We start from the raw sequence: 24,260 nt of genomic DNA on the forward strand, positions 1-24,260 counted from the left end.
AGTTATTATGATATAACGTACAATGGAGGTAAATATGAGTATATTAAATCAATTTTCTTTAAAGGGTAAAATAGCTTTAATTACAGGAGCGTCCTACGGAATTGGTTTTGCAATCGCCAGTGCATATGCAGATGCCGGTGCGGTTATTTGTTTTAATGACATTAATCAGGAATTAGTGGATAAAGGATTAAAAGCATATAAGGAATTGGGTATTGAAGCTCATGGTTATGTTTGTGACGTTACAAATGAAGAACAGGTACTTAAGATGATAGCAGCCATTGATAAGGAAGCAGGCGTGATTGACATCCTGGTGAATAACGCAGGAATCATTAAGCGTATTCCCATGTGTGAAATGACGGCAGATCAATTCAGGCAGGTGATTGATGTGGACCTGAATGCACCGTTTATCGTATCGAAAGCAGTCATTCCCGGTATGATCAAAAAAGGTCATGGTAAAATTATTAATATCTGTTCCATGATGAGTGAGCTGGGCCGTGAAACAGTTTCCGCTTATGCGGCAGCCAAAGGCGGATTAAAAATGCTGACTAAAAACATTGCTTCCGAATACGGTGAGTTTAACATCCAGTGTAACGGTATCGGACCGGGTTACATAGCTACGCCCCAGACAGCACCGCTGCGTGAATTGCAGGCAGACGGCAGCAGGCATCCTTTTGATCAATTTATTATTGCCAAAACTCCTGCTGCCCGCTGGGGAACAACGGAAGACTTAGAAGGACCGGCAGTGTTTCTGGCATCGGATGCCTCTAATTTTGTAAACGGGCATGTACTTTATGTTGATGGCGGTATCTTAGCCTATATTGGAAAACAGCCTCAATAATTAGATATAGGGAGAAAAATATGCCAGAATTTGTACTAAAAGTATTAGACCGGGAAAATAGCATTATCGCCAGTAACCAGGGCACAGGTGAAGTAAACCTTTTTTGTCAAAGGGAATATTGCCCGGGAGATAAGTTAATCTTAGAAACTTCCAAAGAAAATATTTATGTATGGCTTCAATTTGATGATGCATTGGGTAAATCACTTACCTTTATAACCGGTGAGGTTTGTTACGAAATACCGTTTGGAGAAAAACGTTTTAATTTATCCCCGAAAGCATTTTTGGGTAATAAACACTTATTAACCGTAAAAGCTGCAAAAGAGTTCGAATATAAAGCTTACCGAAACCTGGCAGTTAATATATACGATCAGCATGGTACTGTAAATTGTTATCCCCATGCATCCGCTAATGTTGAGACCCGAGGAGAGTCAGTATTTGCAGCTAAAAATGCGATTGACGGGATTACGATAAATGACAGTCACGGAAATTGGCCTTATGCTTCCTGGGGAATAAACAAACAGGAGGATGCGGCTATTAAGGTGGAATTTGGCAGGACTGTGGAAGCAGATTGTGTTTTACTTTATACCAGAGCAGATTTTCCTCATGATAACTGGTGGAAATCGGTAACCTTAACCTTTTCCAATGGAAAATCTATTGTTGCCGAGTTAGATAAAAGTGACCGCCCTCATGAAATCCGCTTTGAAAAAATGCAGATAAGCTGGGTACAATTATCCGAATTAATCAAATCGGAGGATCCGTCGCCATTTCCAGCTTTAACTCAGATTGAAATATACGGTACGGATATTTCAATCTGAGTTAAAGTAATAGAACTTTAAATATATAAAATAATCTAAAAATCCAGGGCAGTTGCTTTGGATTTTTTTATTCTTGTGTTATAATCTAAATAATTGGTAAAAAATTGATATATAGAATAATCATTTATACACAGTATTATTTCGAATTTCAGAATTTCATTACTTTAGTGGCCTTTAAAGCCTGTAGATTTCTGAGGAGGTATCATATGGAATGGAGTATATTATACGGTTCGGATAACCAACCTGCTTTCAAGCAGATAGATGAATATGTAAATAATGAATTATGGCAGGGTTTAAATACTTATTTACAGGAGGCTTATGATATTTTTCCTAAATTATCATACAGCCGCTGCTCGATGCAGCCGGGGTGGAATGTAAAATATCAAAAAAGCGGTAAATCTTTATGTACCCTTTATCCTATGCAAAATAGTTTTATAGCTCTTGTTGTAATCGGTAATAAGGAAGCAGTTGAAGCCGATATGCTCATTCCTTCCTGCAGTGAATATACAAAAACCATATATCAAAATACCGCATTTTCATTAGGCGGACGATGGCTGATGCTGCAGGTATCGGAGCAATCTGTTTTACAAGATGTGATTAACCTGATACAAATAAGGGTAAAACCAAAAGAAAACAGTAAGAGATAACGTTAACAAAAAAAACAGTAAGAGATAACGTTAACAAAAAACGTTGGAAATATAGTTACAGACCTCCTAAGTATACAGAAAAATGGAGAGCTTACATGGAATTGGAGGATATAAATGTTAAAAAGGATATATGCTATTGGGTTAGGTATGATAATATTGATTTTATTTACTGCCTGTTCCAATGAATGGAAAGAAGCAGAGAAACAAGCTTTTAAAATGGACACGATTATGGATATCAAGGCCTATGGCCCTAAAGCAAATAAAGCAATCGATGCTGCTTTTCAGAGAATTGATGAAATTGAAAAAATGGCCAGCGCTTCTATAGAAACGAGTGATATCAGCATGATAAACAATGCATCCGGTAAAGAGTATGTAAAGGTACATCCGGAAATCATAAATATGATTAAAACTTCAATCAAGTATTCAGAGTTAAGTGAAGGAGCCTTTGATATAACAGTCGGTCCCCTGATTAAACTGTGGGGAATTGGTACAGAGAACCAGAAAGTACCAACAGATGATGAAATTAAAAAGGTTTTACCACTTGTAGATTATAAAAATATAAGTATTAAAGAATCGGATAACAGTATAAAGCTGTTAAAAGAGGGAATGTCAGTTGATCTTGGAGGAATAGCCAAGGGATATGCGGCAGACGAAGCAGTAAGGATCTTAAAAGAGTATGGAGTAAAGAGCGCTATAATAAATCTTGGCGGAAGCAGTGTTTATGCGCTGGGAGAAAAGCAGGACAAATCCTTATGGGCGATTGCCGTACAGCACCCAAGAAAGGATGACAATAAAAATTATACGTGTATTATCCGTATGCCGGAACAAGCACTCTCTACCTCCGGTGATTATGAACGGTATTTTATCAAAGACGGTAAAAGGTATCATCATATATTAAATCCATTTACCGGTTATCCGGCAGATGCGAAAGTGATGAGCGATACTATTGTAATCAGCAGTGATATACCAAACTGCAATATGTTGGCGGATATCCTGACAAAGGTTACTTTTGTATCCGGAATGGAGAAAGGGTTTAAGATTATAAATGGTATACAGGGAGTGGAATGTATCGCTGTTACAACCGATTATAAAATTTATAAATCTTCCGGCTGGAAAGAAGAAATGGAAGATATCAGTCCTGAATTTACTTTAACCAATTAATAAAATCAGTATTGAATTTTTATAATTCCTTAATGTAAAATATAGAAAGTAACTCTATATTCCAGGTACAAGTTAAGTATAATGAAATTTGTAACAACCTATTATAGAAAAATATTGGATTAATTTTGAAAGTTATGTTATACTTGTTTTATATAAAAAATTTTTAAGGAGGTGGCTTGCATGAGAAGCTTTGATTGTATCAGTTATGGCAGCAATATATATTGGGAGGGAATGCTATTTGAAATACAAAAAAGGTGCAGATGTATTGCCGGACCGCCTGTTGAAAGAAATACAGGAATATGTGGAAGGATCCCTGATCTATATTCCTAAAAAAAGCAATAAGGCAGGCTGGGGCTACTTAAGCGGTACCCGTCAATTTATTGATATTAGGAATAAAAAGATAAAGTTACAATTTGAACAGGGAGATTCAGTGAAAGAACTGGCAGAACGATTTCATCTTGGTGAAGATACCATACGTAAAATTATTTATAAAAAAGCATGAAAATTAGTAAGTAAAACATAATTAAGTAAATAATAAGAAAAAATAAATATAACGGTTCAATTCCTTTTCTTCTTTCTTAAACTGTGAGATAATACATTTGACCGGTCAATTAAGTTTGAAAGGGGATGGTTAGATTGAAAAACTTAGAGGTGTTTGACTTTTAATACCCTAAAAGGAGTGTCGCGAAATAGCTGATTTTTAGTTATGGAGCGATGCTCCTCTTCTTTTTGTACATTTGTTTCACAAACAGGATACTCAAAAAAATGTATATGTTCCTGCAATTTGTTAATTACATCCAAAAGTACATTTATTTCTTTCGTCATTGATGTTATAATAAAGCTTAATCATGTGGTTAAAATGCTTTATTTTTATTCCACTTAAGTAAAGAAAATAGAAAATTAAATGGGAGAATAGTTATGTTTGATTTAACAGAAAGTGACCAGTTAAAGAAAGTATTAAGAAACAGTATCAATCAAAAGGAGATAGCCGGTGGTAATTTATTGGTTATAAAAGAAGGAAAAGAAATCTTTTATCATGAGGATGGTTTTGCGGATATTGATGCTAAAACACCCATTAAAAGAGATTCCATTTTTCGATTATATTCCATGAGTAAACCGGTGACAGCGGCGTCAGTAATGATTCTCCTGGAACGCGGGGTGATAGACCTTTATGAACCTGTCAGTAAGTATCTGCCCGGTTTTAAAAATCAAATGGTGGTTAGCAACGATAAGCTGATTCCAGCAGAACGGGAAGTGACTATAAAAGATCTCCTTTCCATGACTTCCGGTTTGGTTTATGGAGGAGCGGACCAGGCAGGACAGGATACGGAAAACTTATTTAAAGAGATAGATGACAGGCTGTTTAGTGATTCACCTATGAGTACGATAGAAGTGATAAATAAATTGGGCAGGTGCCCCTGGCTTATCAACCGGGTTCTTTCTGGCAGTACGGGACTTCCGCTGATGTATTAGGTGCCGTTGTAGAAGTAGCAAGTGGTAAGTTCTTCGGAGAATTTTTAAAGAAAGAGATATTTGAACCTCTTGGAATGATGGATACCGGATTTTGGGTTCAACCGGACAAAAGAAGCAGACTTGTAAAGACTTATGCAAATAACGGTGAGGGCGGATTAAAACTTTATACCGGTAATCATTTGGGGATAATCCAGCAGATGGACAGAGAGCCTGCTTTTGAGTCCGGGGGTGCCGGTCTGGCTTCGACTATAGATGACTATGGGAAGTTTGTGAATATGCTTATGAATGAGGGCAGCTTAAATGGTGTATCTATATTAAAGCCGAGAACTGTCAAATATTTAACCTCAGCCACTTTAAATGCAGCGCAGCAGAGAGGTTTTGATCTCTGGCAGACTTTATGCGGACATAGCTATGGTAATTTAATGCGTGTAATGACAGACTGCAGTAAAGCCGGGGATATCGGGTGCCTTTCCGAATATGGATGGGATGGCTGGCTTGGAGCTTATTTCTGCAATTGTCCCAAGGAGAAATTAACCATTCTTTTTATGATGCAGAAAACGGATACGGGGACAACCTCACTTACCAGAAAGCTTCGTAATATTATTTTAAGTTCTAAGGAGATAGTGTGAATAGTCTCGCAAAAAAATGCGAGCCATTAGAAGAATAGCAAAAGCAGCTATTCTTCAGGATTTATGCCAGGAAAGCATGGGTGTTAGTGTGAATAGTCTCGCAAAAAAATGCGAGCCATTTGTGCTGACGCCCAAATTCGCGGGTATCGGCAGCATGGAGGATTTATATGATTATAGATAAAAAGGAATATCATATTCATGGTTTAAACTATGTGATACGGTCTGCCATGCAATCGGATGCAAAACAATTATCCGGGCTGAGAGTGCAGATTGATGGAGAAACTGAGAATCTGGACCGGGAAAAAGGGGAAGCCTTTATTGATGAAGAAGATTTTAAGCAGTTAATAAAAGAGGATAGTGAGAAAGCCAGAAATCTGTTTTTGGTTGCCGAAGCAGATAATAAATTAGTTGGTTTCTCAAGATGCGAGGGTAATTATCTGAAACGTTTTTCACATAAAGTAGAATTCGGAATATGTATTCTTAAAGAATTCTGGGGGTATAAAATAGGGAAAAATCTTTTAAATGAATCTATCAATTGGGCTGATTCCAACCATATTAAGAAAATGACCTTAAATGTTTTAGAAACCAATGAAAAGGCAATTTCCCTATATAAAAGATTGGGTTTTGAAGTAGAAGGAATATTAAGAAAAGATAAGATTTTATCGGACGGTAAGTACTATGATACGGTCATTATGGGCAGATTTTTAGATAATCAATAATTTTTATAACAATCAGGGATGCATTAAATTAGAGGGCAGGAATATTCATTCTGCCCTCCTGTTCTAAACTTCTTGAATCAAAATTTCATATATTCTGTTTGAATGTTAATCTTATGGCCTTTTTCGGGCAGTTATCGACACATTCTCCGCAAAGTATACATTCTGCATTATCCAGCTTATTTGCTTGTACCATCCGGGCTACTTCAAGACTCATTGGGCAATTTTTAGAGCATATACCGCAATTCACACAGTTTGATGGAGTAGAATCCAGGTGAAGGGAGGGAAAATGTAGTTTATTTTTCAGTTTTGTCCCTATAATCATAAAAGGGGCCATCCAGCAGATGGAATGACACATACCCCGGCGCCCCAGTGTAAGTGCAAGCAAAGTAATAAGTATTACTACTAAGTAGTATGTAATTAATCCCGGCAGACTGGAAGCTGAAATACCATGGTCGGTCATATAAAAGAAATTAACGGATTTAATTCCGCCTGCTGACAGAAAGGAAAGAACAATTCCAATCAGCCAGGGAACCCAGATCATAAATTTAATCCGGTCTATTTTCTTGCCGTTTACTTTTTTATCAACCGCTGACATACAACATTCCTGAAGTCCACCGGCAGGGCATAACCATCCACAGAAAGCTCTTCCAAAAATCAGTGATAAAATAAATAAAGCTGCAAAAAAAATCAAACTTCCGGTAATAATACCTGCAAAACCACCCTGTATAATCAGATAGGGGGATAAGTAATAGAGGGTAACCGGAAATAATAAAAAGGAAAGAAGTAAAAATAATTTTCGTATTTTCTGACGTTTCATAAGCAGATTCCTTTCTTTTGATGAAGTAATAAACATTTATTTTTAATTTAACTATATCATCTTGATATAGATATGTCAAGATGGAGGTTATTCCGTATAAAATAATTTGTATTAACGTTTATTTCCGGTAGATAATAAGTTATAATTATAATTAGTAAATTATTTTTGTGAATCGGGACAGGGAGGGAAACGGATGCTTTTCAAAAGAAAACTGAGAATTTATTATGTCGGGATGATAACCGTTGTAATTATACTTTTATCCACCGCCTGCTCCAATAAAGAATACAAGAAAGAAGAAGCTACAGCTCCAGATAATATCAATTTGAACGGAACCAATTTTGAAAACATTAAATTACCGGAAAATTATAATATTAAGCAATATGCAGGAATTACTCTTAATTTTATAGTGGAGAATAATCTGTATGCCAATATCCTAACACATGAAAGTGAGGAATTCTCAGAAGTAACGGGTATTAATATAAATATACGGCCCGTAGATTTTGATACACTGATACAGAAAGTAAACCTGGATTTTATTACCCAGGCTGGCAAATATCAATTAGTTTATGTAGATCCATATCAGACATTAAATCGTTTTTATAATTACCTTGAAGTTTTAAATCCTTATAATTTGGCTCAGGGGCAGCCGCATATGGAAGATTTTATGAGTGATTTTATTGATTTTCAGACGGAGGTATGCTCTTATTTTTTAAATAAAGACCAGGTCTATGCAATTCCTTTTGACAGTACTACTATGATTATGTTTTATAGAAGGGATATATTTGAGCGTTATAAAGAACAAATGAAAAAGGAACTGGGTTACGTTCCGGTGCCGGGGGCAGCGGATTTTACCTGGGAAAGGTATTGTGAAGTGGCTGAGTGGATTAATGAAAATGTTCCTGATGAAGAAGTAAAATATGGGAGCGGTTTAATGGCTCAGGAGCATAATTCTATTTTCTGTGAATTTTCCAATATATTGGCTGCATATGGCGGGGATTATTTCCTGGACGAAAATATTAATACAGTAGGTACACCGCGCTATAAACTGGTTAATGCATTAAATAACAATTTTATTCAGGCGTTGGATGTATATAAGAAAGTTGCAAGTGTTTCAGCTCCGGAAAGTGTAAATTGGAACTGGGCAGATTCTGCGAATGCATTTCGAAACGGTGAAATTGCGATGATGGCAAATTGGGATGAAAATTATACTTATTTAGAAGATTCCGTACTTTCAAAAGTTGCAGGCAAAGTAGGGTATTCCATATTACCTTACGGGGATGAGAAAAGCAGTAATATATACGGCGGCTCCGGGATTGGTATTAATAAATATGCAACGGAAACAGAGAAAGAGGCAGCCTGGTTATATATTGTATGGGCAACTTCCAAGGACATGCAGTTAAAGGTATTGAGACATCCGGAAGGAGGAAGTCTTCCAACAAGGAATTCGGCATACGAAGAAATAAAAAAACAACAGCAGAATGAATTCGATACAAATGCGGACACAGAAACTATGAAAAATTTTATGAATGCGGTGCAAACTGCCTGGAATCCAGAGAATATTTATCTAAGACCTAAAACCTCTGATTTTTATGACGTAGAAAAAAATCTGATTCATAATTTACATCAAATGTTAGTCAGTAATCTGGACAGCCATGAAGTAAGAATGAAAATATATACGGATTTGAAGCAATAAAAATTAAATTAACAGGATTCGGGTGTCAAAAGCCAATTTTAGCCTTTGAAGCCAGATTCAGTTCTGAAATTGTATTACTTGCACGGTATATAAATACAATAATTCAGTTTCGAAATTACCTATGGATAATTAACATAACGGGGAGACGAACAGTGAAAAAAATAAAATTTTATAATGCACTAAGGGTCAAGCTTGGTATGTTTGCCATTATTCTAATTGCAATTCCGGTAATAGTAATTGCCATATCTTATTCCAAAACGGTGAAAAAGATAATCCAAAATAAATACACGGAATCGGAAACCCAATCGGTTTACGAAGCAGGAGAGAAAATTGATTTTTTACTGGATGACCTGGAGGAGTTTTCTACACTTATTATCTCAAACAGTACTTTGCTTAAAATGCTGGAGCATCAGAAGCAATATTCACAGGATGAGTTTAATAATGTATTAAGGACGTTCATAACATCAAGAGATGATATTGAAGCCATCGATTTGATTCTGGATCACAAGTATTATTCTGCCGGTGTCAATAAAATAGGAACTGCGGTTCAGATAAGCTCCGAACTGGCTAAATCAACCGGACAGCCCATATGGCTGCCTACCACTCATAAGTTAATTGAAATCCTGTCCGGAAAGTTTGATAAGTTATATTTTACTCTGGGACGTAAAGTCATAGATTTTAACACACTAAAAGATTATGGATATTTACGTTTTGATTTAGAGGAAGCTATACTGCAAAATGCTTATTCCGGGTTGGTGGAAAACGGTCCTGAAGAAGATACCGAAGTATTTATATGTGATAACAGGGGCAGAATTATAAGTCATCCTAATAAGATACGGATAGGGCAATCCATTAAGGAAGAACCTTATGCCAATCAGGTAATGGGGGATAAGGACGGGCATAATTATGTACTTTATAAAACAGGTACGGATCAGATAGCTATTTATTCCACAATACAAAGCAACGGCTGGAAGATAATTAAGACGCTGTCTACTAATTATCTTTATCAGGAGATTAATCAGATTCAAACCTACCTGATATTGGGAGGGGTTATCTATGTAGCGGTTATTCTTCTTTTTATGCTCATATTTTCCATCCGGTATACGGAACCTATGATGAAGATGATGGCGGTTATAAAAAAGGTAGAACAGGGAGATTTAACGGCCAGAACGGAAATCCAGTCAAAGGATGAGGTGGGACAGCTAGGAATCAGTTTAAATAATATGATTGGAGAAATGCAGGTACTTATCGACAAATTAGTAAAAGAGGAGCAGGAGAAAAAAGAAGTGGAATTAGAAGCACTTCACGCACAGATCAATCCTCATTTTTTATATAATACCTTAAATACTATTAAATGGATGGCTAAAATACAAGGGAATACCAGTGTAAGCAAATCCATCACGGCTTTGATTAAATTGCTGCGTATCAGTACCAATCTGGGCAGAGATATGATTACTCTCAGGGAAGAGTTAGATTACGTTGAAAACTATATTATTATACAGAAACTGCGCTTTAATCAGGCAATTAGTTTTTCCAGGTCAATTGAGGAGGAATGTCTTGATTTATCTGTTCCGAAATTAATATTGCAGCCAATTGTTGAAAACTCCATTATTTATGGATTAACAGATGAAAGACAGGAAATCGATATTAAGATATCCGGTTTTATCAGCGATAACCGGCTTATCATAGAAATTCAGGATGATGGACCTGGTATTGAAGAAGAGGTTCTAAATAAAATTTTATCAAATTCCACAGATAAAAATAAATTCAGTAAAGTAGGCCTCAACAATGTTAATCACAGGATCCGTTTATATTGCGGTAATGAGTATGGAATAAATATTAAAACAAAATTGGGAGAAGGTACGCTGGTACAGGTCATATTATCTGTAAGTAAAATGGAGACTGCTCCTGTACCTTAGAAAGCTAGGGTGTTTAACTATGTATAAAGTAATGATAGTTGATGATGAAGTGCTGGTAAGAGTGGGACTTAAAACGACAATTAATTGGGAAGCAGTCGGTTTTACCATAGTTTCGGAAGCGTCTAATGGTGAACAGGCTTATGAGAATTATCAAAAATTTAAACCGGATGTCATTATAACGGATATTAAGATGCCAAAACAGGATGGGCTTTGGTTAGTGGACCAAATACGTAAAGATAATACGGAAGCCCAGATTTTAGTTTTAACCTGTTACGATGAATTTACTATTGTAAGAAAAGCATTGAAAGCAGGCGCTAATGATTATATTTTAAAATCTGAAATTGAAGATGAAGAACTGGTAAAACTTATGGCTTCTGTCAAAGAAAAACTGGATTCCCAAAGTAAAAATGAAGCAGATAAGAGGAATGAGCCGAATCTGGAGGAACTAAAACGTAGTCTGGCTGCAGATTTAGTCAGGAAAGGTTTTAATTTGGATGACCGGTTATATAAGTCTCTTAATAAAGTGGACTTCCCGGTTACTGATTCAACATTTTCTTTTATGGGTATTACTGTAGTACCGAATGCGGATGAACAAACTGATTTGACACAGGTAGGTTTTGCTGTTATGAACATCCTTTTTGAACAATTTCATCAAAATGAAATAACCTTCATCGATGTCCAGCCAAGCAATATGTATCTGCTTTTTATAGCTTCTCCTAATTTAAGGGCGGCTGAAATAAAAAGGATGTTTTCTGCTGCCGATAATGGGGCAATGCAGTACTTTAACATATCTTTAAATGCAGTCTTTTCTCCGGTATTTCGTGAAATAGAACAGGCAGGAGAGGTATACAGGGATTTTATAGAAAAATCATCCGTACTATTTTATCGGTTGAAAAATCCTAACCGGATACTGTCTGTGGATACAATTAATTTTAGTGAACCCAACGTATCAGATTTAAAAAAGATATATAATAAAAACTTTATTGAAGCCATAGGTCATGAAAATGTAGATAAAGTCAAAGAAATGATTGAGGAAATCGGACAGTACTTCGAAGATAATCAGGTATCCCCTATGATTGTTAAAATATTTTATTCAAATCTGATCGGTGACATATTTGGCAGTTACGGCCTTTATCTTGCCGACCGGGAAGTATTTGAAACCCATAAATCCTACCATTATCAGATAGAACAATCCGACCAGCTAAAGAATATTAACAGACTGCTTCAGGATTTAACGGAGAAATTGATTAATGAAATCCGGAAAGTCAGAAATTATAATTCAAAATTCATGATTAACCAGGCACTTAATTATATAAATTATCATTATATGGAAAAAATCTCACTGGATGATGTGGCAGATGAGATGAATGTTTCAAAGCATTATTTAAGCAGCATTTTCAAGAAAGAAACCGGTGAGAATATGTCACTGTATATCAACAAGTTAAGGATAGAAAAAGCAAAACAATTATTATTGGAATCGGATATCAAGATAAAGGAAGTATTTGAGAAAGTGGGATATTCCGACCAACAATATTTCAGTAAAGTATTTAAAAAAATAACCGGCAAAACCGTTGTAGAATATAAAGAGGGGATGGGAAAGAAATAAATAGATTAAAACCCTGTGAAAAAGCTGTAACATAGAAACCTTACTTTACTTCCGTAATATGACTTGTGAAATACCAATCATCATAAAAATAAAATAACTCAGATTGAAAAAACCTGAATTCAGAAAATTGATTCGGTTTTTTCATCTGAGTTTTTTATTTCCGCGAAAGTCTTTGTTCCTGGCTGAACCCATTCATCTTAATTTAGTACAAAAGAATCGTAATCCGGTATAAAACTTTTCACTCATACAAGTAAAATAATTCGATTTCGGGTAAAAAATTTAGACATAAAGTAAAATTGTACACAAAACACTTAATTCATTTCATTTTTTTGTTCAATATATTCGTGTATCATTGTACATACAGAAAGTAACCAAGTAAAAATGCCTAAAATAGTTAGAAAGGAGAAGCGATTTATGATTAATGCAGATATTAAGCTAAGAGTATCCAATATTGATAAATCCTTTCCGGGGGTAAAGGCATTAAATCAAGTCAATTTTGCAGTAAGAAAAGGAACCGTCCATGTATTATGCGGTGAAAACGGAGCAGGTAAATCTACATTAATGAAAGTCATTAATGGTATTTACCGGCCGGATGCAGGTGAAATTCTCATTGATGAGAAACCTGTGGATATTAAAAATCCGATTCAGGCAAGAAGTCTTGGTATATCAATGATTTTTCAGGAGCTTAACTATATACCGGAAATGACCATTGAAGAAAGCCTTTGTGTGGGAAACTGGCCCAGGGACCGGTACGGACGTATAAACTGGAAAGAAATCAGAAAACGGACCAAAGAACTTCTAGCTAAGGAGAATCTGAATTATAATCCGGAAACAAAGTTAAAAGAACTAACCGTATCGGATATTCAGATGTTAGAGATTTTAAAAGCCATCTCTTATAACTCGGATATTATCATAATGGATGAACCTACCTCAGCAATTACCAATAAGGAAGTGGAGGTATTATTCCAAAAGATTAATGAAATTAAGAGCCGGGGCGCTTGCATTATTTATATCTCACATAAAATGGATGAAATATTCCGGATTGCGGATGAAATAACAGTATTCCGTGATGGCTGTGTCGTAGATTCAAGACCAATAGGGGAATACGATTTAGAAACCGTAATATCCCAGATGGTAGGCAGGAAATTGGAGAACAATTTTCCCAAGGAAGAAATTAAACTTGGCGGTGAAATATTAAAAGTCCAAAGTCTTACCCAGAAAGATAAATTTGAAGACGTCAGTTTTCACGTAAGAGAAGGTGAAATAATTGGCTTTGCAGGCTTAATGGGAGCGGGCAGAACTGAAGTTATGAGAAGTCTGTTTGGGCTTGATCCGTATGAATCCGGTGAGATTTTTATTAAAAACCAGAAAACAGTGATCAAAAATGTTAAAAGCAGTATTGATAAAAAGATGGTTATGCTCTCCGAAGACAGAAGAAGATTTGGTATTATTCCGGTGAGAAGTATTAAAGAAAACGTTGCGCTGGCAAGCCTTAGAAAATTCATTTACAGCGGAAGACTTCACGAAGAGGAAGAAAATAAAGCAGTAAAAGAATTTTGTGAAAAGATGAATGTAAAGGCTCCTGACTTTGAAACAAAAATTGAATCTTTAAGCGGCGGAAACCAGCAAAAAGTCATACTTGCAAAGTGGATGGTTACGGATCCGGATATCTTAATTGTGGATGAACCTACCCGTGGAATCGACGTAGGTGCCAAATACGAGATTTATAAATTAATGACTGAACTGGCCAAACAAAAGAAAGCCCTCGTTATGGTTTCTTCCGAACTGCCGGAGTTGATTGGAATGTGTGACAGAATCTATATCATGTCAAAAGGAAAAGTCACCGGTATGTTAACCAGGGATGAATTTACCCAGGAGAGCATTATGGCTTATGCAACCGGTACAAAAATCCAGAAAGAGGTGAAATAAATTGAATACCAAAAGTTTGACAGGAAATAAGATGTTCGCAAACATCAAAAGTAAATACAGTATCTATTTCGTTTTAGTAGCATTATTTATATTCTGCTGGCTGGCAAATAAAAACTTCGTATCCGTAGCCAATCTGCAGAATATATCGACACAGATTTCAGTAGGTACCATTTTAGCGTTTGGGCAAACCATTCTTATTATATCGGGTATGCTTGATTTATCTTCCGCTTCGGTACTGGCATTAGCAGGCGTCCTTTCCATTTCTTCCTATACTGCTACAGGTTCTTTAACAATCAGTTTTATCGTAGCGGTACTGGTGGGTGTGGGATGTAACGTTTTAAACGGTCTGATGGTTACCAAATATAAAACACCTCCCTTTATAGCAACCTTAGCTATGATGGCTATGGCAAGAGGGGCCGCCCTCCTTTATACCAACGGTCAGAATATTTACCAGATCGGTGACTATGTCAAATTCGGCCAAGGTAAGATATTGGGTATCCCGACACCCATGATCTTTCTCGTAGGTACTCTTATTGTTACCTGGTATCTCTTAAGACATACCGTCTTTGGCCGCTCCATTTATGCAATCGGCGGTAATGAAGAAGCAGCCAATGCCTCCGGTATTAATGTTAACCGGATTAAAATGAGGGCATTTATTATCAACGGTATCTTGGTTGGTATTGCCGGAGTATTATTTATGTCCCGTGTTAACGGCGGTATGCCAAACGGAGCCATCGGTTATGAATTTAAAGCACTTACCGCAGCTGTTATCGGCGGTACGAGCTTCTCAGGCGGTATCGGTACTGCATCGGGAACACTTGCAGGTGCCTTTATCGTTGGATTCTTAGACAACATCATGGTATTGGTAGGTGTTAACTCCTACTTACAGCAGATTGTCCGCGGCGCTATTATAGCACTTGCCGTTATATATGATATCTGGGCAAAAACCATGAGAAAAAAACGTTAAACTTTTAAACTGTCTATGATAGGGTAAGCCCTATTTAGAATAATAAAAATCAGGAGGAAAAGGTATGAAAAAATTGTTGGTTCTAACAATGGTAGTAGCATTAATGGCTTCATTATTTACGGGGTGTACCGGACCAAAAGATCAAGGTACAAAAACCGGTACCGAACAGACCGGCGGGGAAAATACGAAAACAGAGGATCAGGGTAACGGAGAAAAAGTATATCGTATTGCCTATATTGCAAGAGCACAGGCAGACTCCTTTGCAGCATGGTTGGCCAATGCAGTGACTGAAGAAGCTGCAAAATATCCCAACGTTAAGTTAGACGTATTTGACGGTCAGGCATCTGATGATACGGAAAACTCCTTAATTGAAAACGCTATCACCAACAAATATGATGCAATTATTGTACAGCCTAACAATGGGGAAGCACAAAGACCTTATGTGGAAAAAGCTGTTGCAGCAGGTATTGTGACGATTACAACCAATGCACGTATCAGCGGTATTGAGGGTGCATCATCCGTTGACGCAGATCCATACGCACAGGCAGCCGTTAACGCAGCATTAGCTCTGGAACAGGTTCCGCAAAATGCTAACGTAGTCGTACTTTTAGGACCTCCCGGAAACTTCCATGCTGATCAGAGAGAACAAAGCTGGCAGAAAGAATTTTTCGACAAGAGGCCTGATGTAAAAATCGTTGGTAAAGAAATCGCTAACTGGAATAAAGACGAAGCTATGAACTACATGGAAACATGGGTACAGGCAAATGATAAAATCGATGCAATTATCGCTATGAATGATAACATGGCAGCAGGTGCCTTAGAAGTTGTAAAAGATGATCCGAAATTTGCTAATATTTTAGCTTACGGTGTTGACGGTACTGCAGAAGCTTGTCTGTTAATTAAAGACGGAAAAATGACTTCTACAAGCTTACAAAGCGCATATGACCTTGCTACTTCCTTACTTGACACTGCTAATAAATTATTAACCGGTGAAGAAACTCAAATTGATATTGATATTGAGTGTCCTTTAATTACAAAAGACAACGTAGACCAATATATCGAAATGCACAAAAAATCCGGTGCAATAAAGTAATAAGGCTCAACAATATTATTTGGTAAGAATTACTTGAAGAATTACCTGGGGTTTATACAGAATTCATAATGATATGAATTTCTTAAAAAATATGGGTTGTATTCATAAAAATAATAGTAATACAACCCATATTTATAAAATAAGTTTCAATACAATGAACGCTTAATACCCAATGAGATACAAAAATTGCAGATTTTTACAAAGGAAGAGCTTCATTGATTAAAGGAGGATTTTAATATGACAAATAAAGCAATATTTATGCATGGTACCAATGATATGATTTGGAAAGAAATTGACATGCCTGTCGTTCATGATAAAGATGTTTTAGTTAAAGTTGATATCGTCGGAATCTGCGGTTCCGATGTTCATTATTACCAGCATGGAAAAATCGGTGATTTTGTGGTAGATGGTGATTTCATTCTTGGACATGAATGTGCCGGTGAAGTTGTAGCTGTGGGTAAAGAGGTAAAAAATCTGGCAGTTGGTGACAGAGTTGCCTTAGAACCTGGTAAAACCTGCGGTAAATGTGAATTCTGTAAGTCAGGACAATATAATTTATGCCCGGATGTTGAATTCTTTGCAACTCCGCCTTATCATGGCGTATTTGCTAATTACGTTGCCCATCCGGAAGATATGTGTTTTAAACTGCCGGATAATGTATCAAACCTGGAGGGTGCACTTGTGGAACCTCTTGCCGTTGGACTTCATGCAACCGGTAAAGGTAATGTGAAACTGGGAGACACCGTTGTGATATTCGGAACAGGCTGCATCGGTCTGGTTACCCTTTTATCCAGCAAAGCTAGAGGGGCAGCTAAAATAATCGTTGTGGATGTGCTGCCTAACAGACTGGAAACAGCAAAAAGACTTGGAGCTACCCATGTAATCAATGCAAAAGAAGAAAATGTACTCTCTAAAATAGATGAAATAACAGATGGACAGGGAGCACACGTTGTAATAGATACGGCTGGGGCTGAAATTACCGTTAAACAAACAGCGGATGTGGTAAAACGAGGCGGTACCATCGTACTTGTGGGAATGACTCCAAAAGATGAAGTGGAATTTAATTTTATGAAACTGATGGGTAAGGAGGGTGAGCTAAAAACCATCTTCAGATACCGTAATTTATATCCGGTAGCAATCAATGCGATTGCAAGCGGAGCAATCAATGTAAAAGATATCGTAAGTCATGAGTTTGATTTCGAACAAACCAAGGAGGCTTTTGATTTTGTTGTAAACAATGCGAAAGATGTAGTAAAAGCTGTCATTAAGATCAACTAAATAATACAACCTGCAGCTATTGGAAAGGGCTGTTTCAAAACTAATTGAAAAATTAGTGGAGAAACAGCCTTTTTTTATCAATAAGGCATGTCCGGCTAAGAAGGGATACACCACTCAGCGGAAGTTAGATTGTGACAGAAGCAAATGAAGATTAACGGTTACTTATAAATTATTATTAAAATAACGATGTGTATTGAAAAAAAATAACGTTTTGTTATATAATGTTATAACGATACAAAAAGATAATATTGAAAGGAAATATGATTAAGAAAGGAATGCCATAATCGTGGCCGTATCATTTCTGTAAGCCGATTGATATGTAACGGGTAAATTTTAATGAAAAATGATAAGATTAAACTCACTGATATAGCACAGGCACTGGGAATATCCAGTATTTCAGTCAGCAGGGCACTTTCCGGCCAGGGTGGTGTCAGTGATGAATTAAGAGAAAAAGTAACAGCGAAAGCAAAAGAAATGGGTTACCTAAAGGCAAAAAGTATGGAACAGAAAAGGGTGCTGGTGCTTCATCAGAAACCTTTTATCCAGGATAACAGTAATTTCAGCCATATCATGCAGGGGATGGAAAAAGCCTTACAGGATGCTAACCTGGAATATGATATGGAATTTACGGATAAGAAAAGTCAGGCTGACTTAATTCTTCCGAATAAAATGCAAAAGGGCCCTAATTATGACGGACTAATTTTTATTGGGGGTTTTGATAACCCTATATAGATTTTATAACAAAAAAAATCAGGAACTATGTATGTTATACCGGTTATTCCCCTTCCAAAGACAGTGATTGCATCTGGTATAACTTTAATAACAGCAGCTATAAGCAATGTGAGTATTTGATACAAAAAGGCCACAAAAAAATCGGTTACCTGGGTAATAACCATGGGTATGTCAGCAGAGAAAAAGTACTGGGGATCAGTTCTGCCTTAGAAGATCATAACCTGACGGTACAGGAGGAATTTTTCTATTATTCGGAAGAAGAGTATGATAGGATTCTGAATCTGATCCGGCAGAACAAGGGACCGAGTGCAATTATCTGCCAGTGGGATTATACGGCTATGAAATTAATAAAGCATCTCCATGACAATGGAGTGAAAGTACCGGAGGATATCTCCGTCATGGGATATGGAAATACGGAGATGTCTGCTTTATGTATTCCTGCTCTGACAACCATGGAATTATACATCGATTATGCCTGTGAATCTACTGTTGCCCTGCTTTTAAAAAGGTTTGGCCGGGCTGATAAACCTTACGAGAATATTTTGATACACAGTATTTTAATTGAGCGGGATTCTGTAAAATCTATAGGGTAATAGATACAGACCCAAAATAATCGGAGTGACCTTTTGACTCTATTTTGCATAACACTGATATGAATGGGGGACAACGAATGGAGAAAAATATTTTAATTGATTTTATAAAGAAGCATAAACATTCCTATATCATAGGATTATTGTTTATGTTTCTTTCCTCCTATGTACAAACGTTATTTCCAAAAGTTCTGGGAAATAACGTTGATATTTTGAAAATTAAGGGGTTTCAAGGGGATAGGGTATATTCCAATATCGGTTATATCCTGCTAATTGCGGCAGGTACCTTTGCATTTACCTATATTTGGAGAAATTTGGTTATCGGCAATGCAAGGAAACTGGAATGTCATTTAAGAGAAATACTGTTCGATCATTTTCAGATACTTACTCCCGAATTTTACAGCAAAAGAAAAACAGGAGATTTAATCGCTTATGCAATCAATGATATTAATGCGGTAAGGCAAACTTTAGGGCCTGCCCTTTCTATGGCGATTAACGGGATTGTAGTCTGTGTTATATCCATATATTCCATGTCTCGTGCAGTTAACTGGCAGCTTACGCTTTTATCCCTGCTTCCGGTTCCTGTCATGGTATACATCATGATCTACATTGGAGGGCTTGTTAAAAAACGCTTTAAGCGGGTACAGGAGACATTTGCTGCAATTTCTGACCGTGTAAATGAAAATATTAACGGTATGCGGGTTATCAAGGCTTACGTACAGGAAGATAAAGAAGTGGAAAAGTTTGAAAAACTGAATAACCAAATGGTTGAAACCAATCTGAATATGATTCATGTTTCTGCTTTTTTAGCACCCTTAATTGAAATATGTTTTACGGTCAGTTTTGTATTTAATTTAATCTGGGGCGGGAATATGGTACTTAAGGGGAGTATTTCACTTGGAGATTTTATTGCTTTTAACGGATATCTGACCATGATATTAGCTCCAGTACTTTCCATCGGCCAGGTAACCACCATTTTTCAAAGAGGTATGGCCTCATTTAACAGGCTCAATGAAATACTTTGTGTAAAACCTCAAGTAAAAAATGACGGTACCATCTGTGATTTACCAAAAGCTTTGATTAAAATAAATAATTTGTCCTTTACATATCCGGGAGCCAAAAAAGAATCCCTTAGGAATATAAACCTGACAATTCCTAAGGGTCATACCCTGGGAATCATAGGCAAGACCGGTTCCGGTAAAAGTACACTGATTCATCTGCTGCTTAAATTGTATAATGTAGAAAACAACTGTATTTATTATGGAGATGCGGATATTAATAAGTTTAAGCTGGAGGCTATTAAGAATGGAATAGGATTGGTTCCCCAGGATAACTTTTTATTTCATGCATCTATTTCGGATAACATCCGGTTTTTTAAAGATATTTATACGGAGGAAGCAGTAGAAGAGGCGGCAAGAAATAGTTGTATCTATGAAAATATCATAGATCTGCCGGATCAGTTTAATACCATTTTAGGAGAGCGGGGCGTTAACATATCCGGAGGACAAAAGCAGAGAATATCCATAGCACGTGCGCTTGTAAGGAATCCTGATATCCTTGTACTAGATGATGCCCTTTCAGCAGTGGACACGGTGACGGAATCCAGGATTCTTAATAATTTACGAAGGTTAAGAAGAAATAAAACTACGATTATTGTTGCCAGCAGAATTTCTGCAGTGATGCAGGCTGATGAGATACTTGTCCTGGATAAAGGTGAAATAAAAGAAAGGGGTACTCATACACAGCTGATAAAGAAAGGGGGCATCTATAATGAAATCTACCAATACCAATTTGGAACCGGAAACTTTGGGACTGACAGTTAAAGGTGCTTATAAAAAGAAAAGTTTCAAGCGGCTTATGTTACTTAACCTGCCTCATATAAAGAAAATTATAATAGCCGCAGTTTGTGTGCTGTTAGTTAATACGGCTATGCTTGTAAAACCATACATTCTTAAAATAGTAATAGATGATTTTCTGACTAAGAATACACCTCAGAAAGGTTTCTATTCCTTGACAGGTATGGGTATCCTTTATTTTGCGGTAGTAATACTTGGCGGTTTCTTAAATGTTATTCAAATTAACATAATTAATAAGGCCGGACAGGAAATCTTGCGTACCTTACGAGGTCAGGTTTTCAAAACGATCCAGTTTCTGCCTCTTAAGTTTCTGGATAAAACCTCCTCAGGCAGCCTGATTACAAGAGCTACCAATGACGTGGAGGCGCTCAGCCAGTTGTATACCGATGTGTTCATGAATTTCTTCCGGGATGTATTTTTAATTATTGGAATCGTTCTTGCCATGTTTATTATGGACGTACGGCTTACTCTTGTTTCTTTTAGCGTTATTCCCATCATGTTTTTGTTTATTTTTTTATTAAGAACTAAAATAAAGCAAAATTTCAGAAAAATGAAAACGCTGATTGGAAGAATCAATGGTTTTATGGCTGAAAATCTGTCAGGAATGAAGCTTATTCAGATTTTTAACGGAGAAAAAGAAAGAAAAGCGGACTTTAAGGAACTGAATGACGGATATTATAAAGTAACCTCTTTCCAGGTCTGGATGAACAGTTTTTTAAAACCGGCTGCAAATGTATTCCGGAATATTACCGTGGCCATCTTAATCTGGTACGGTATGGATAAAATATCAAATCAGACTTTACAGATAGGTATTCTTTATGCTTTTACTACTTATATTCAACAATTTTTTGAACCTATTTCGGATCTGGCCGATAATTATACCAATATCCAATCCGCTTTTGTTTCCGCCGACCGCATTTTTGAACTACTGGATCAGAAAGAAAATCTGGAGGATCTGGACCAGGGAATAAGTATGGAACGGATGGACGGAGATATTGAGTTTAAAAATGTATGGTTTTCTTATAATGAAAAAGACTGGATACTAAAGGATGTTAGTTTTACCGTCCCCGCAGGCCAGACAGCTGCTTTCGTAGGTCAGACAGGAGCCGGAAAGACAACCATCATCAGTCTTATCAGCGGATTTTATAAGATACAGAAAGGCGAAATTCTGATAAACGGTATCAATATAAATGAAATTAAAAGAAGGGATTTAAGACATAACATTGCTGTTGTTCTTCAGGATGTATTTTTATTTTCTGATACCATAGGAGGAAATATCTCTCTGAATGACGATATTGAACCGGCGGTTATAGAGGAGGCCGCAAGAGCTTCCTATGCCAAGGAATTTGTGGATGGTTTTCCGGGGAAAATCCATGAGCCGGTTATGGAAAGAGGAAATACGCTTTCTGCAGGTCAAAGGCAGCTGATATCTTTTGCCAGAGCGATTGCACATGATCCTGCGGTCATCGTTTTAGATGAAGCAACTGCCAATATTGACTCTCAAACCGAAGTCCTGATTCAAAAAGCAATCGAAAATATGGCAAAAAACAGAACAGCTCTTATCATTGCCCACAGGCTTTCCACGATACGTAATTCGGATAAAATAATTGTACTTGCCGAAGGCAGGATAGTAGAGAGCGGTAATCATGAAGAGCTTATGAAAAAGCAGGGGTATTACAGCAATATGGTCTTAGAGGGAAGAAAGTTTCATAAGAACAAACATGATACGAAAGCCTGGGCACTTAATAGTTATTGGTTAAAGAAAGGAATTTTTAAGATATGAAATTGTACGGTAAATATTTCAAAAAATATAAATTTCCGTTTTTGGTGGCAGTTTTTTGCGTAGCTTTAGAGGCGGTCTGCGATCTGCTTGGTCCTACCCTCATGTCAAATATCATTAATACCGGAATTGAACAGGGATCCTTAACCCATGTAACCTATTGGGGAATCCGGATGTTACTTGTTACATTAGTGGGAGCCTGTTTTGCTGTTACAAGAAATATTCTTGCCAGCAAAGTGTCGCAGCGGATGGGAGCGGATTTAAGGTATGATCTTTTTGAAAAAATAGTATATTTTTCTGAGGATAGTGCAGATAAAATTGAGAGCGGTTCCCTTATCACCCGTATGACAAATGATACCGCTCAGATTACACAGTTTGTAAACGGGATTATGCGTATTTTTCTGAAAGCACCCATTACCTGTATCGGCAGTATCGTACTTGCCACTCTTTTAAATGTAAAATTAAGTCTGATTATCTATATGGTAGTTGCAGTGGTTGCAATTTTTATCATCATAAGCATGAAGCTAAGTTATCCCAGATTTTATCAATTACAGAAAGCTATGGATAAAGTAAATCTAACCGTTCAGGAATATCTCATAGGAGTACGTTTCGTAAAGGCTTTTGGAACTTATGATAAGGAAACGGAACGGTTTGAAGAGACAAACACAAACCTTATGCAAAAGGGCATATCTTCACAAATTGTAATTACTTTAATAGCTCCTTTAATGACACTTACGGTGGGGATTGGTACGGTAATCGCTATATATCTGGGGAGCAGGCTGTTTACCGTAAATCTGGCAACACCCGGAGATATAACGGCATTTACCATTTATATGGCACAAATACTTACTTCATTGATTATGATTACCAATATATTTAATACATTTGTACGGACTAAGGCATCAACCTTAAGAATTAAAGAAGTATTCGACTGTGGCGGGGATTTTACCGAAGACGGGGAACGGAAAGAATTAAACGGTTCCATTAAATTTAAAAATGTAACCTTTGCCTATCCGGGCGGCAGTGGTGTACCGGCAATCAAAGATTTATCTTTCTCCGTGGATACTGGACAAAGCCTTGCAATCATAGGTCCAACCGGCAGCGGTAAATCCACAATTGCCTGGCTTCTTCTCCGGTTTTATGATGTGAACAGCGGTAAGATTTTAATAGGCGGATATGATGTGAAAGAACTAAATATTAACTCACTTCGGGATAATATTGCAATCGTACCTCAAAAACCTATGTTATTTTCCGGTACGGTGGCTCAGAATATCAGATGGGGAGATTCTGATGCGGATGAAGATATGCTTCATATGGCAGCCGATAAGGCACAAGCCGGATTTATCAGGCAGATGCCGGAAGAATTTGACAGTGTTTTAGGAAGTTCAGGTGTTAATATATCAGGCGGGCAGAAGCAGCGTATCTCTATTGCCCGAGGTTTACTAAAGAAATCTTCCATACTCATACTGGATGATGCAACCAGCGCGCTGGATGCGGTAACCGAAGCAAAAGTCAGGGAAAATATCGATGCACAAGCCAGAAAACAGACCATAATTACCATTACCCAACGATGTGGTACCGCTATGTCTTCAGACAAAATACTGGTAATGGATAATGGAGTAAAGGTCGGATTTGGTACACATAAGGAACTTATGGAGAATTGTGAAATATATCAGGATATATACCGTACACAGATTGAAAGCAGCAAGGAGGGGTAA

21 protein-coding genes are annotated in these 24,260 nt (G+C 37.0%); 20 read left to right on the forward strand and 1 reads right to left on the reverse strand.

The window, feature by feature from the left end; translation table 11 throughout:
- The first annotated feature begins 34 nt into the window (after positions 1-34).
- From Ana3638_RS13215 to Ana3638_RS13245, 8 genes are all read left to right on the forward strand, one after another.
- Complete coding sequence (locus Ana3638_RS13215; RefSeq protein WP_161838444.1) at positions 35-838, forward strand: gluconate 5-dehydrogenase; 804 nt, start codon at positions 35-37, stop codon at positions 836-838.
- 20 nt (positions 839-858) lie between these two features.
- Positions 859-1,653: a DUF7402 domain-containing protein gene (locus Ana3638_RS13220; RefSeq protein WP_161838445.1), complete on the forward strand. Its 795-nt coding sequence runs from the start codon at positions 859-861 to the stop codon at positions 1,651-1,653.
- A 206-nt stretch (positions 1,654-1,859) separates the two neighbouring features.
- Positions 1,860-2,300 carry a DUF3788 domain-containing protein gene (locus Ana3638_RS13225; RefSeq protein WP_161838446.1) on the forward strand — a complete coding sequence of 147 codons (441 nt, stop codon included), beginning with the start codon at positions 1,860-1,862 and terminating at the stop codon, positions 2,298-2,300.
- 114 nt (positions 2,301-2,414) lie between these two features.
- Positions 2,415-3,461 (forward strand): FAD:protein FMN transferase, encoded by a 1,047-nt coding sequence (locus Ana3638_RS13230; RefSeq protein WP_161838447.1) that lies wholly within the window; start codon positions 2,415-2,417, stop codon positions 3,459-3,461.
- Positions 3,462-3,699: 238 nt separating this feature from the next.
- Positions 3,700-3,963 (forward strand): CD3324 family protein, encoded by a 264-nt coding sequence (locus Ana3638_RS13235; protein ID WP_161838448.1) that lies wholly within the window; start codon positions 3,700-3,702, stop codon positions 3,961-3,963.
- A 416-nt stretch (positions 3,964-4,379) separates the two neighbouring features.
- The gene (locus tag Ana3638_RS25725) at positions 4,380-4,934 is read left to right on the forward strand and encodes a serine hydrolase domain-containing protein (protein ID WP_281352822.1); all 555 of its coding nucleotides are present in this window, start codon (positions 4,380-4,382) and stop codon (positions 4,932-4,934) included.
- Positions 4,874-5,563 carry a serine hydrolase domain-containing protein gene (locus Ana3638_RS25730; RefSeq protein WP_281352823.1) on the forward strand — a complete coding sequence of 230 codons (690 nt, stop codon included), beginning with the start codon at positions 4,874-4,876 and terminating at the stop codon, positions 5,561-5,563. The genes Ana3638_RS25725 and Ana3638_RS25730 overlap by 61 nt, the downstream gene beginning before the upstream one ends.
- Positions 5,564-5,730: 167 nt before the next feature.
- Positions 5,731-6,282 (forward strand): GNAT family N-acetyltransferase, encoded by a 552-nt coding sequence (locus Ana3638_RS13245; RefSeq protein ID WP_161838449.1) that lies wholly within the window; start codon positions 5,731-5,733, stop codon positions 6,280-6,282.
- Positions 6,283-6,367: 85 nt separating this feature from the next.
- Here Ana3638_RS13245 and Ana3638_RS13250 read toward each other — a convergent pair whose 3' ends face one another.
- The gene (locus Ana3638_RS13250; protein ID WP_202621494.1) at positions 6,368-7,099 is read right to left on the reverse strand and encodes a 4Fe-4S binding protein; all 732 of its coding nucleotides are present in this window, start codon (positions 7,097-7,099) and stop codon (positions 6,368-6,370) included.
- A gap of 193 nt (positions 7,100-7,292) precedes the next feature.
- Here Ana3638_RS13250 and Ana3638_RS13255 point away from each other — a divergent pair, with 193 nt between their 5' ends.
- The 12 genes from Ana3638_RS13255 (at position 7,293) to Ana3638_RS13305 (ending at position 24,260) form a co-directional block, all read left to right on the forward strand.
- Positions 7,293-8,792 carry an extracellular solute-binding protein gene (locus Ana3638_RS13255; protein ID WP_161838450.1) on the forward strand — a complete coding sequence of 500 codons (1,500 nt, stop codon included), beginning with the start codon at positions 7,293-7,295 and terminating at the stop codon, positions 8,790-8,792.
- Positions 8,793-8,944: 152 nt separating this feature from the next.
- The gene (locus tag Ana3638_RS13260; RefSeq protein ID WP_161838451.1) at positions 8,945-10,711 is read left to right on the forward strand and encodes a sensor histidine kinase; all 1,767 of its coding nucleotides are present in this window, start codon (positions 8,945-8,947) and stop codon (positions 10,709-10,711) included.
- Between the two features lie 19 nt (positions 10,712-10,730).
- The gene (locus tag Ana3638_RS13265) at positions 10,731-12,317 is read left to right on the forward strand and encodes a response regulator transcription factor (protein ID WP_161838452.1); all 1,587 of its coding nucleotides are present in this window, start codon (positions 10,731-10,733) and stop codon (positions 12,315-12,317) included.
- A gap of 414 nt (positions 12,318-12,731) precedes the next feature.
- Entirely contained in the window at positions 12,732-14,246 is a 1,515-nt protein-coding gene (locus tag Ana3638_RS13270) for a sugar ABC transporter ATP-binding protein (RefSeq protein WP_330587561.1), read from the forward strand.
- Position 14,247: 1 nt separating this feature from the next.
- A complete protein-coding gene (locus Ana3638_RS13275; protein ID WP_330587562.1) occupies positions 14,248-15,213 on the forward strand; it encodes an ABC transporter permease in 966 nt (321 codons plus the stop codon).
- Between the two features lie 64 nt (positions 15,214-15,277).
- Positions 15,278-16,306, forward strand: a complete 1,029-nt coding sequence (locus Ana3638_RS13280) for a sugar ABC transporter substrate-binding protein (protein WP_161838453.1) — start codon at positions 15,278-15,280, stop codon at positions 16,304-16,306.
- A gap of 237 nt (positions 16,307-16,543) precedes the next feature.
- Positions 16,544-17,584 (forward strand): NAD(P)-dependent alcohol dehydrogenase, encoded by a 1,041-nt coding sequence (locus Ana3638_RS13285; RefSeq protein WP_161838454.1) that lies wholly within the window; start codon positions 16,544-16,546, stop codon positions 17,582-17,584.
- 336 nt (positions 17,585-17,920) lie between these two features.
- Positions 17,921-18,316, forward strand: a complete 396-nt coding sequence (locus Ana3638_RS25220; RefSeq protein ID WP_246240209.1) for a LacI family DNA-binding transcriptional regulator — start codon at positions 17,921-17,923, stop codon at positions 18,314-18,316.
- A 17-nt stretch (positions 18,317-18,333) separates the two neighbouring features.
- The gene (locus tag Ana3638_RS25225) at positions 18,334-18,909 is read left to right on the forward strand and encodes a substrate-binding domain-containing protein (RefSeq protein WP_330588034.1); all 576 of its coding nucleotides are present in this window, start codon (positions 18,334-18,336) and stop codon (positions 18,907-18,909) included.
- Between the two features lie 77 nt (positions 18,910-18,986).
- Positions 18,987-20,729, forward strand: coding sequence for an ABC transporter ATP-binding protein (locus Ana3638_RS13295; protein ID WP_161838455.1), 1,743 nt, complete (start codon positions 18,987-18,989; stop codon positions 20,727-20,729).
- A complete protein-coding gene (locus Ana3638_RS13300) occupies positions 20,677-22,545 on the forward strand; it encodes an ABC transporter ATP-binding protein (protein ID WP_161838456.1) in 1,869 nt (622 codons plus the stop codon). The genes Ana3638_RS13295 and Ana3638_RS13300 overlap by 53 nt, the downstream gene beginning before the upstream one ends.
- Positions 22,542-24,260, forward strand: a complete 1,719-nt coding sequence (locus tag Ana3638_RS13305) for an ABC transporter ATP-binding protein (RefSeq protein WP_161838457.1) — start codon at positions 22,542-22,544, stop codon at positions 24,258-24,260. Before Ana3638_RS13300 ends, Ana3638_RS13305 begins: the two co-directional genes overlap by 4 nt.

Source organism: Anaerocolumna sedimenticola, from assembly GCF_009931695.1.
Lineage (GTDB): Bacteria > Bacillota > Clostridia > Lachnospirales > Lachnospiraceae > Anaerocolumna > Anaerocolumna sedimenticola.

Coding starts and splice junctions, on each gene's coding strand:
- Ana3638_RS13295 (WP_161838455.1), top strand. CDS start 18,987: ATGGAGAAAAATATTTTAATTGATTTTATAAAGAAGCATAAACATTCC.
- Ana3638_RS13285 (WP_161838454.1), top strand. CDS start 16,544: ATGACAAATAAAGCAATATTTATGCATGGTACCAATGATATGATTTGG.
- Ana3638_RS13280 (WP_161838453.1), top strand. CDS start 15,278: ATGAAAAAATTGTTGGTTCTAACAATGGTAGTAGCATTAATGGCTTCA.
- Ana3638_RS13270 (WP_330587561.1), top strand. CDS start 12,732: ATGATTAATGCAGATATTAAGCTAAGAGTATCCAATATTGATAAATCC.
- Ana3638_RS13225 (WP_161838446.1), top strand. CDS start 1,860: ATGGAATGGAGTATATTATACGGTTCGGATAACCAACCTGCTTTCAAG.
- Ana3638_RS13220 (WP_161838445.1), top strand. CDS start 859: ATGCCAGAATTTGTACTAAAAGTATTAGACCGGGAAAATAGCATTATC.
- Ana3638_RS25220 (WP_246240209.1), top strand. CDS start 17,921: ATGAAAAATGATAAGATTAAACTCACTGATATAGCACAGGCACTGGGA.
- Ana3638_RS13250 (WP_202621494.1), bottom strand. CDS start 7,099: ATGAAACGTCAGAAAATACGAAAATTATTTTTACTTCTTTCCTTTTTA.
- Ana3638_RS13265 (WP_161838452.1), top strand. CDS start 10,731: ATGTATAAAGTAATGATAGTTGATGATGAAGTGCTGGTAAGAGTGGGA.
- Ana3638_RS13305 (WP_161838457.1), top strand. CDS start 22,542: ATGAAATTGTACGGTAAATATTTCAAAAAATATAAATTTCCGTTTTTG.
- Ana3638_RS13230 (WP_161838447.1), top strand. CDS start 2,415: ATGTTAAAAAGGATATATGCTATTGGGTTAGGTATGATAATATTGATT.
- Ana3638_RS13215 (WP_161838444.1), top strand. CDS start 35: ATGAGTATATTAAATCAATTTTCTTTAAAGGGTAAAATAGCTTTAATT.
- Ana3638_RS25725 (WP_281352822.1), top strand. CDS start 4,380: ATGTTTGATTTAACAGAAAGTGACCAGTTAAAGAAAGTATTAAGAAAC.
- Ana3638_RS13245 (WP_161838449.1), top strand. CDS start 5,731: ATGATTATAGATAAAAAGGAATATCATATTCATGGTTTAAACTATGTG.
- Ana3638_RS13300 (WP_161838456.1), top strand. CDS start 20,677: ATGAAATCTACCAATACCAATTTGGAACCGGAAACTTTGGGACTGACA.
- Ana3638_RS13255 (WP_161838450.1), top strand. CDS start 7,293: ATGCTTTTCAAAAGAAAACTGAGAATTTATTATGTCGGGATGATAACC.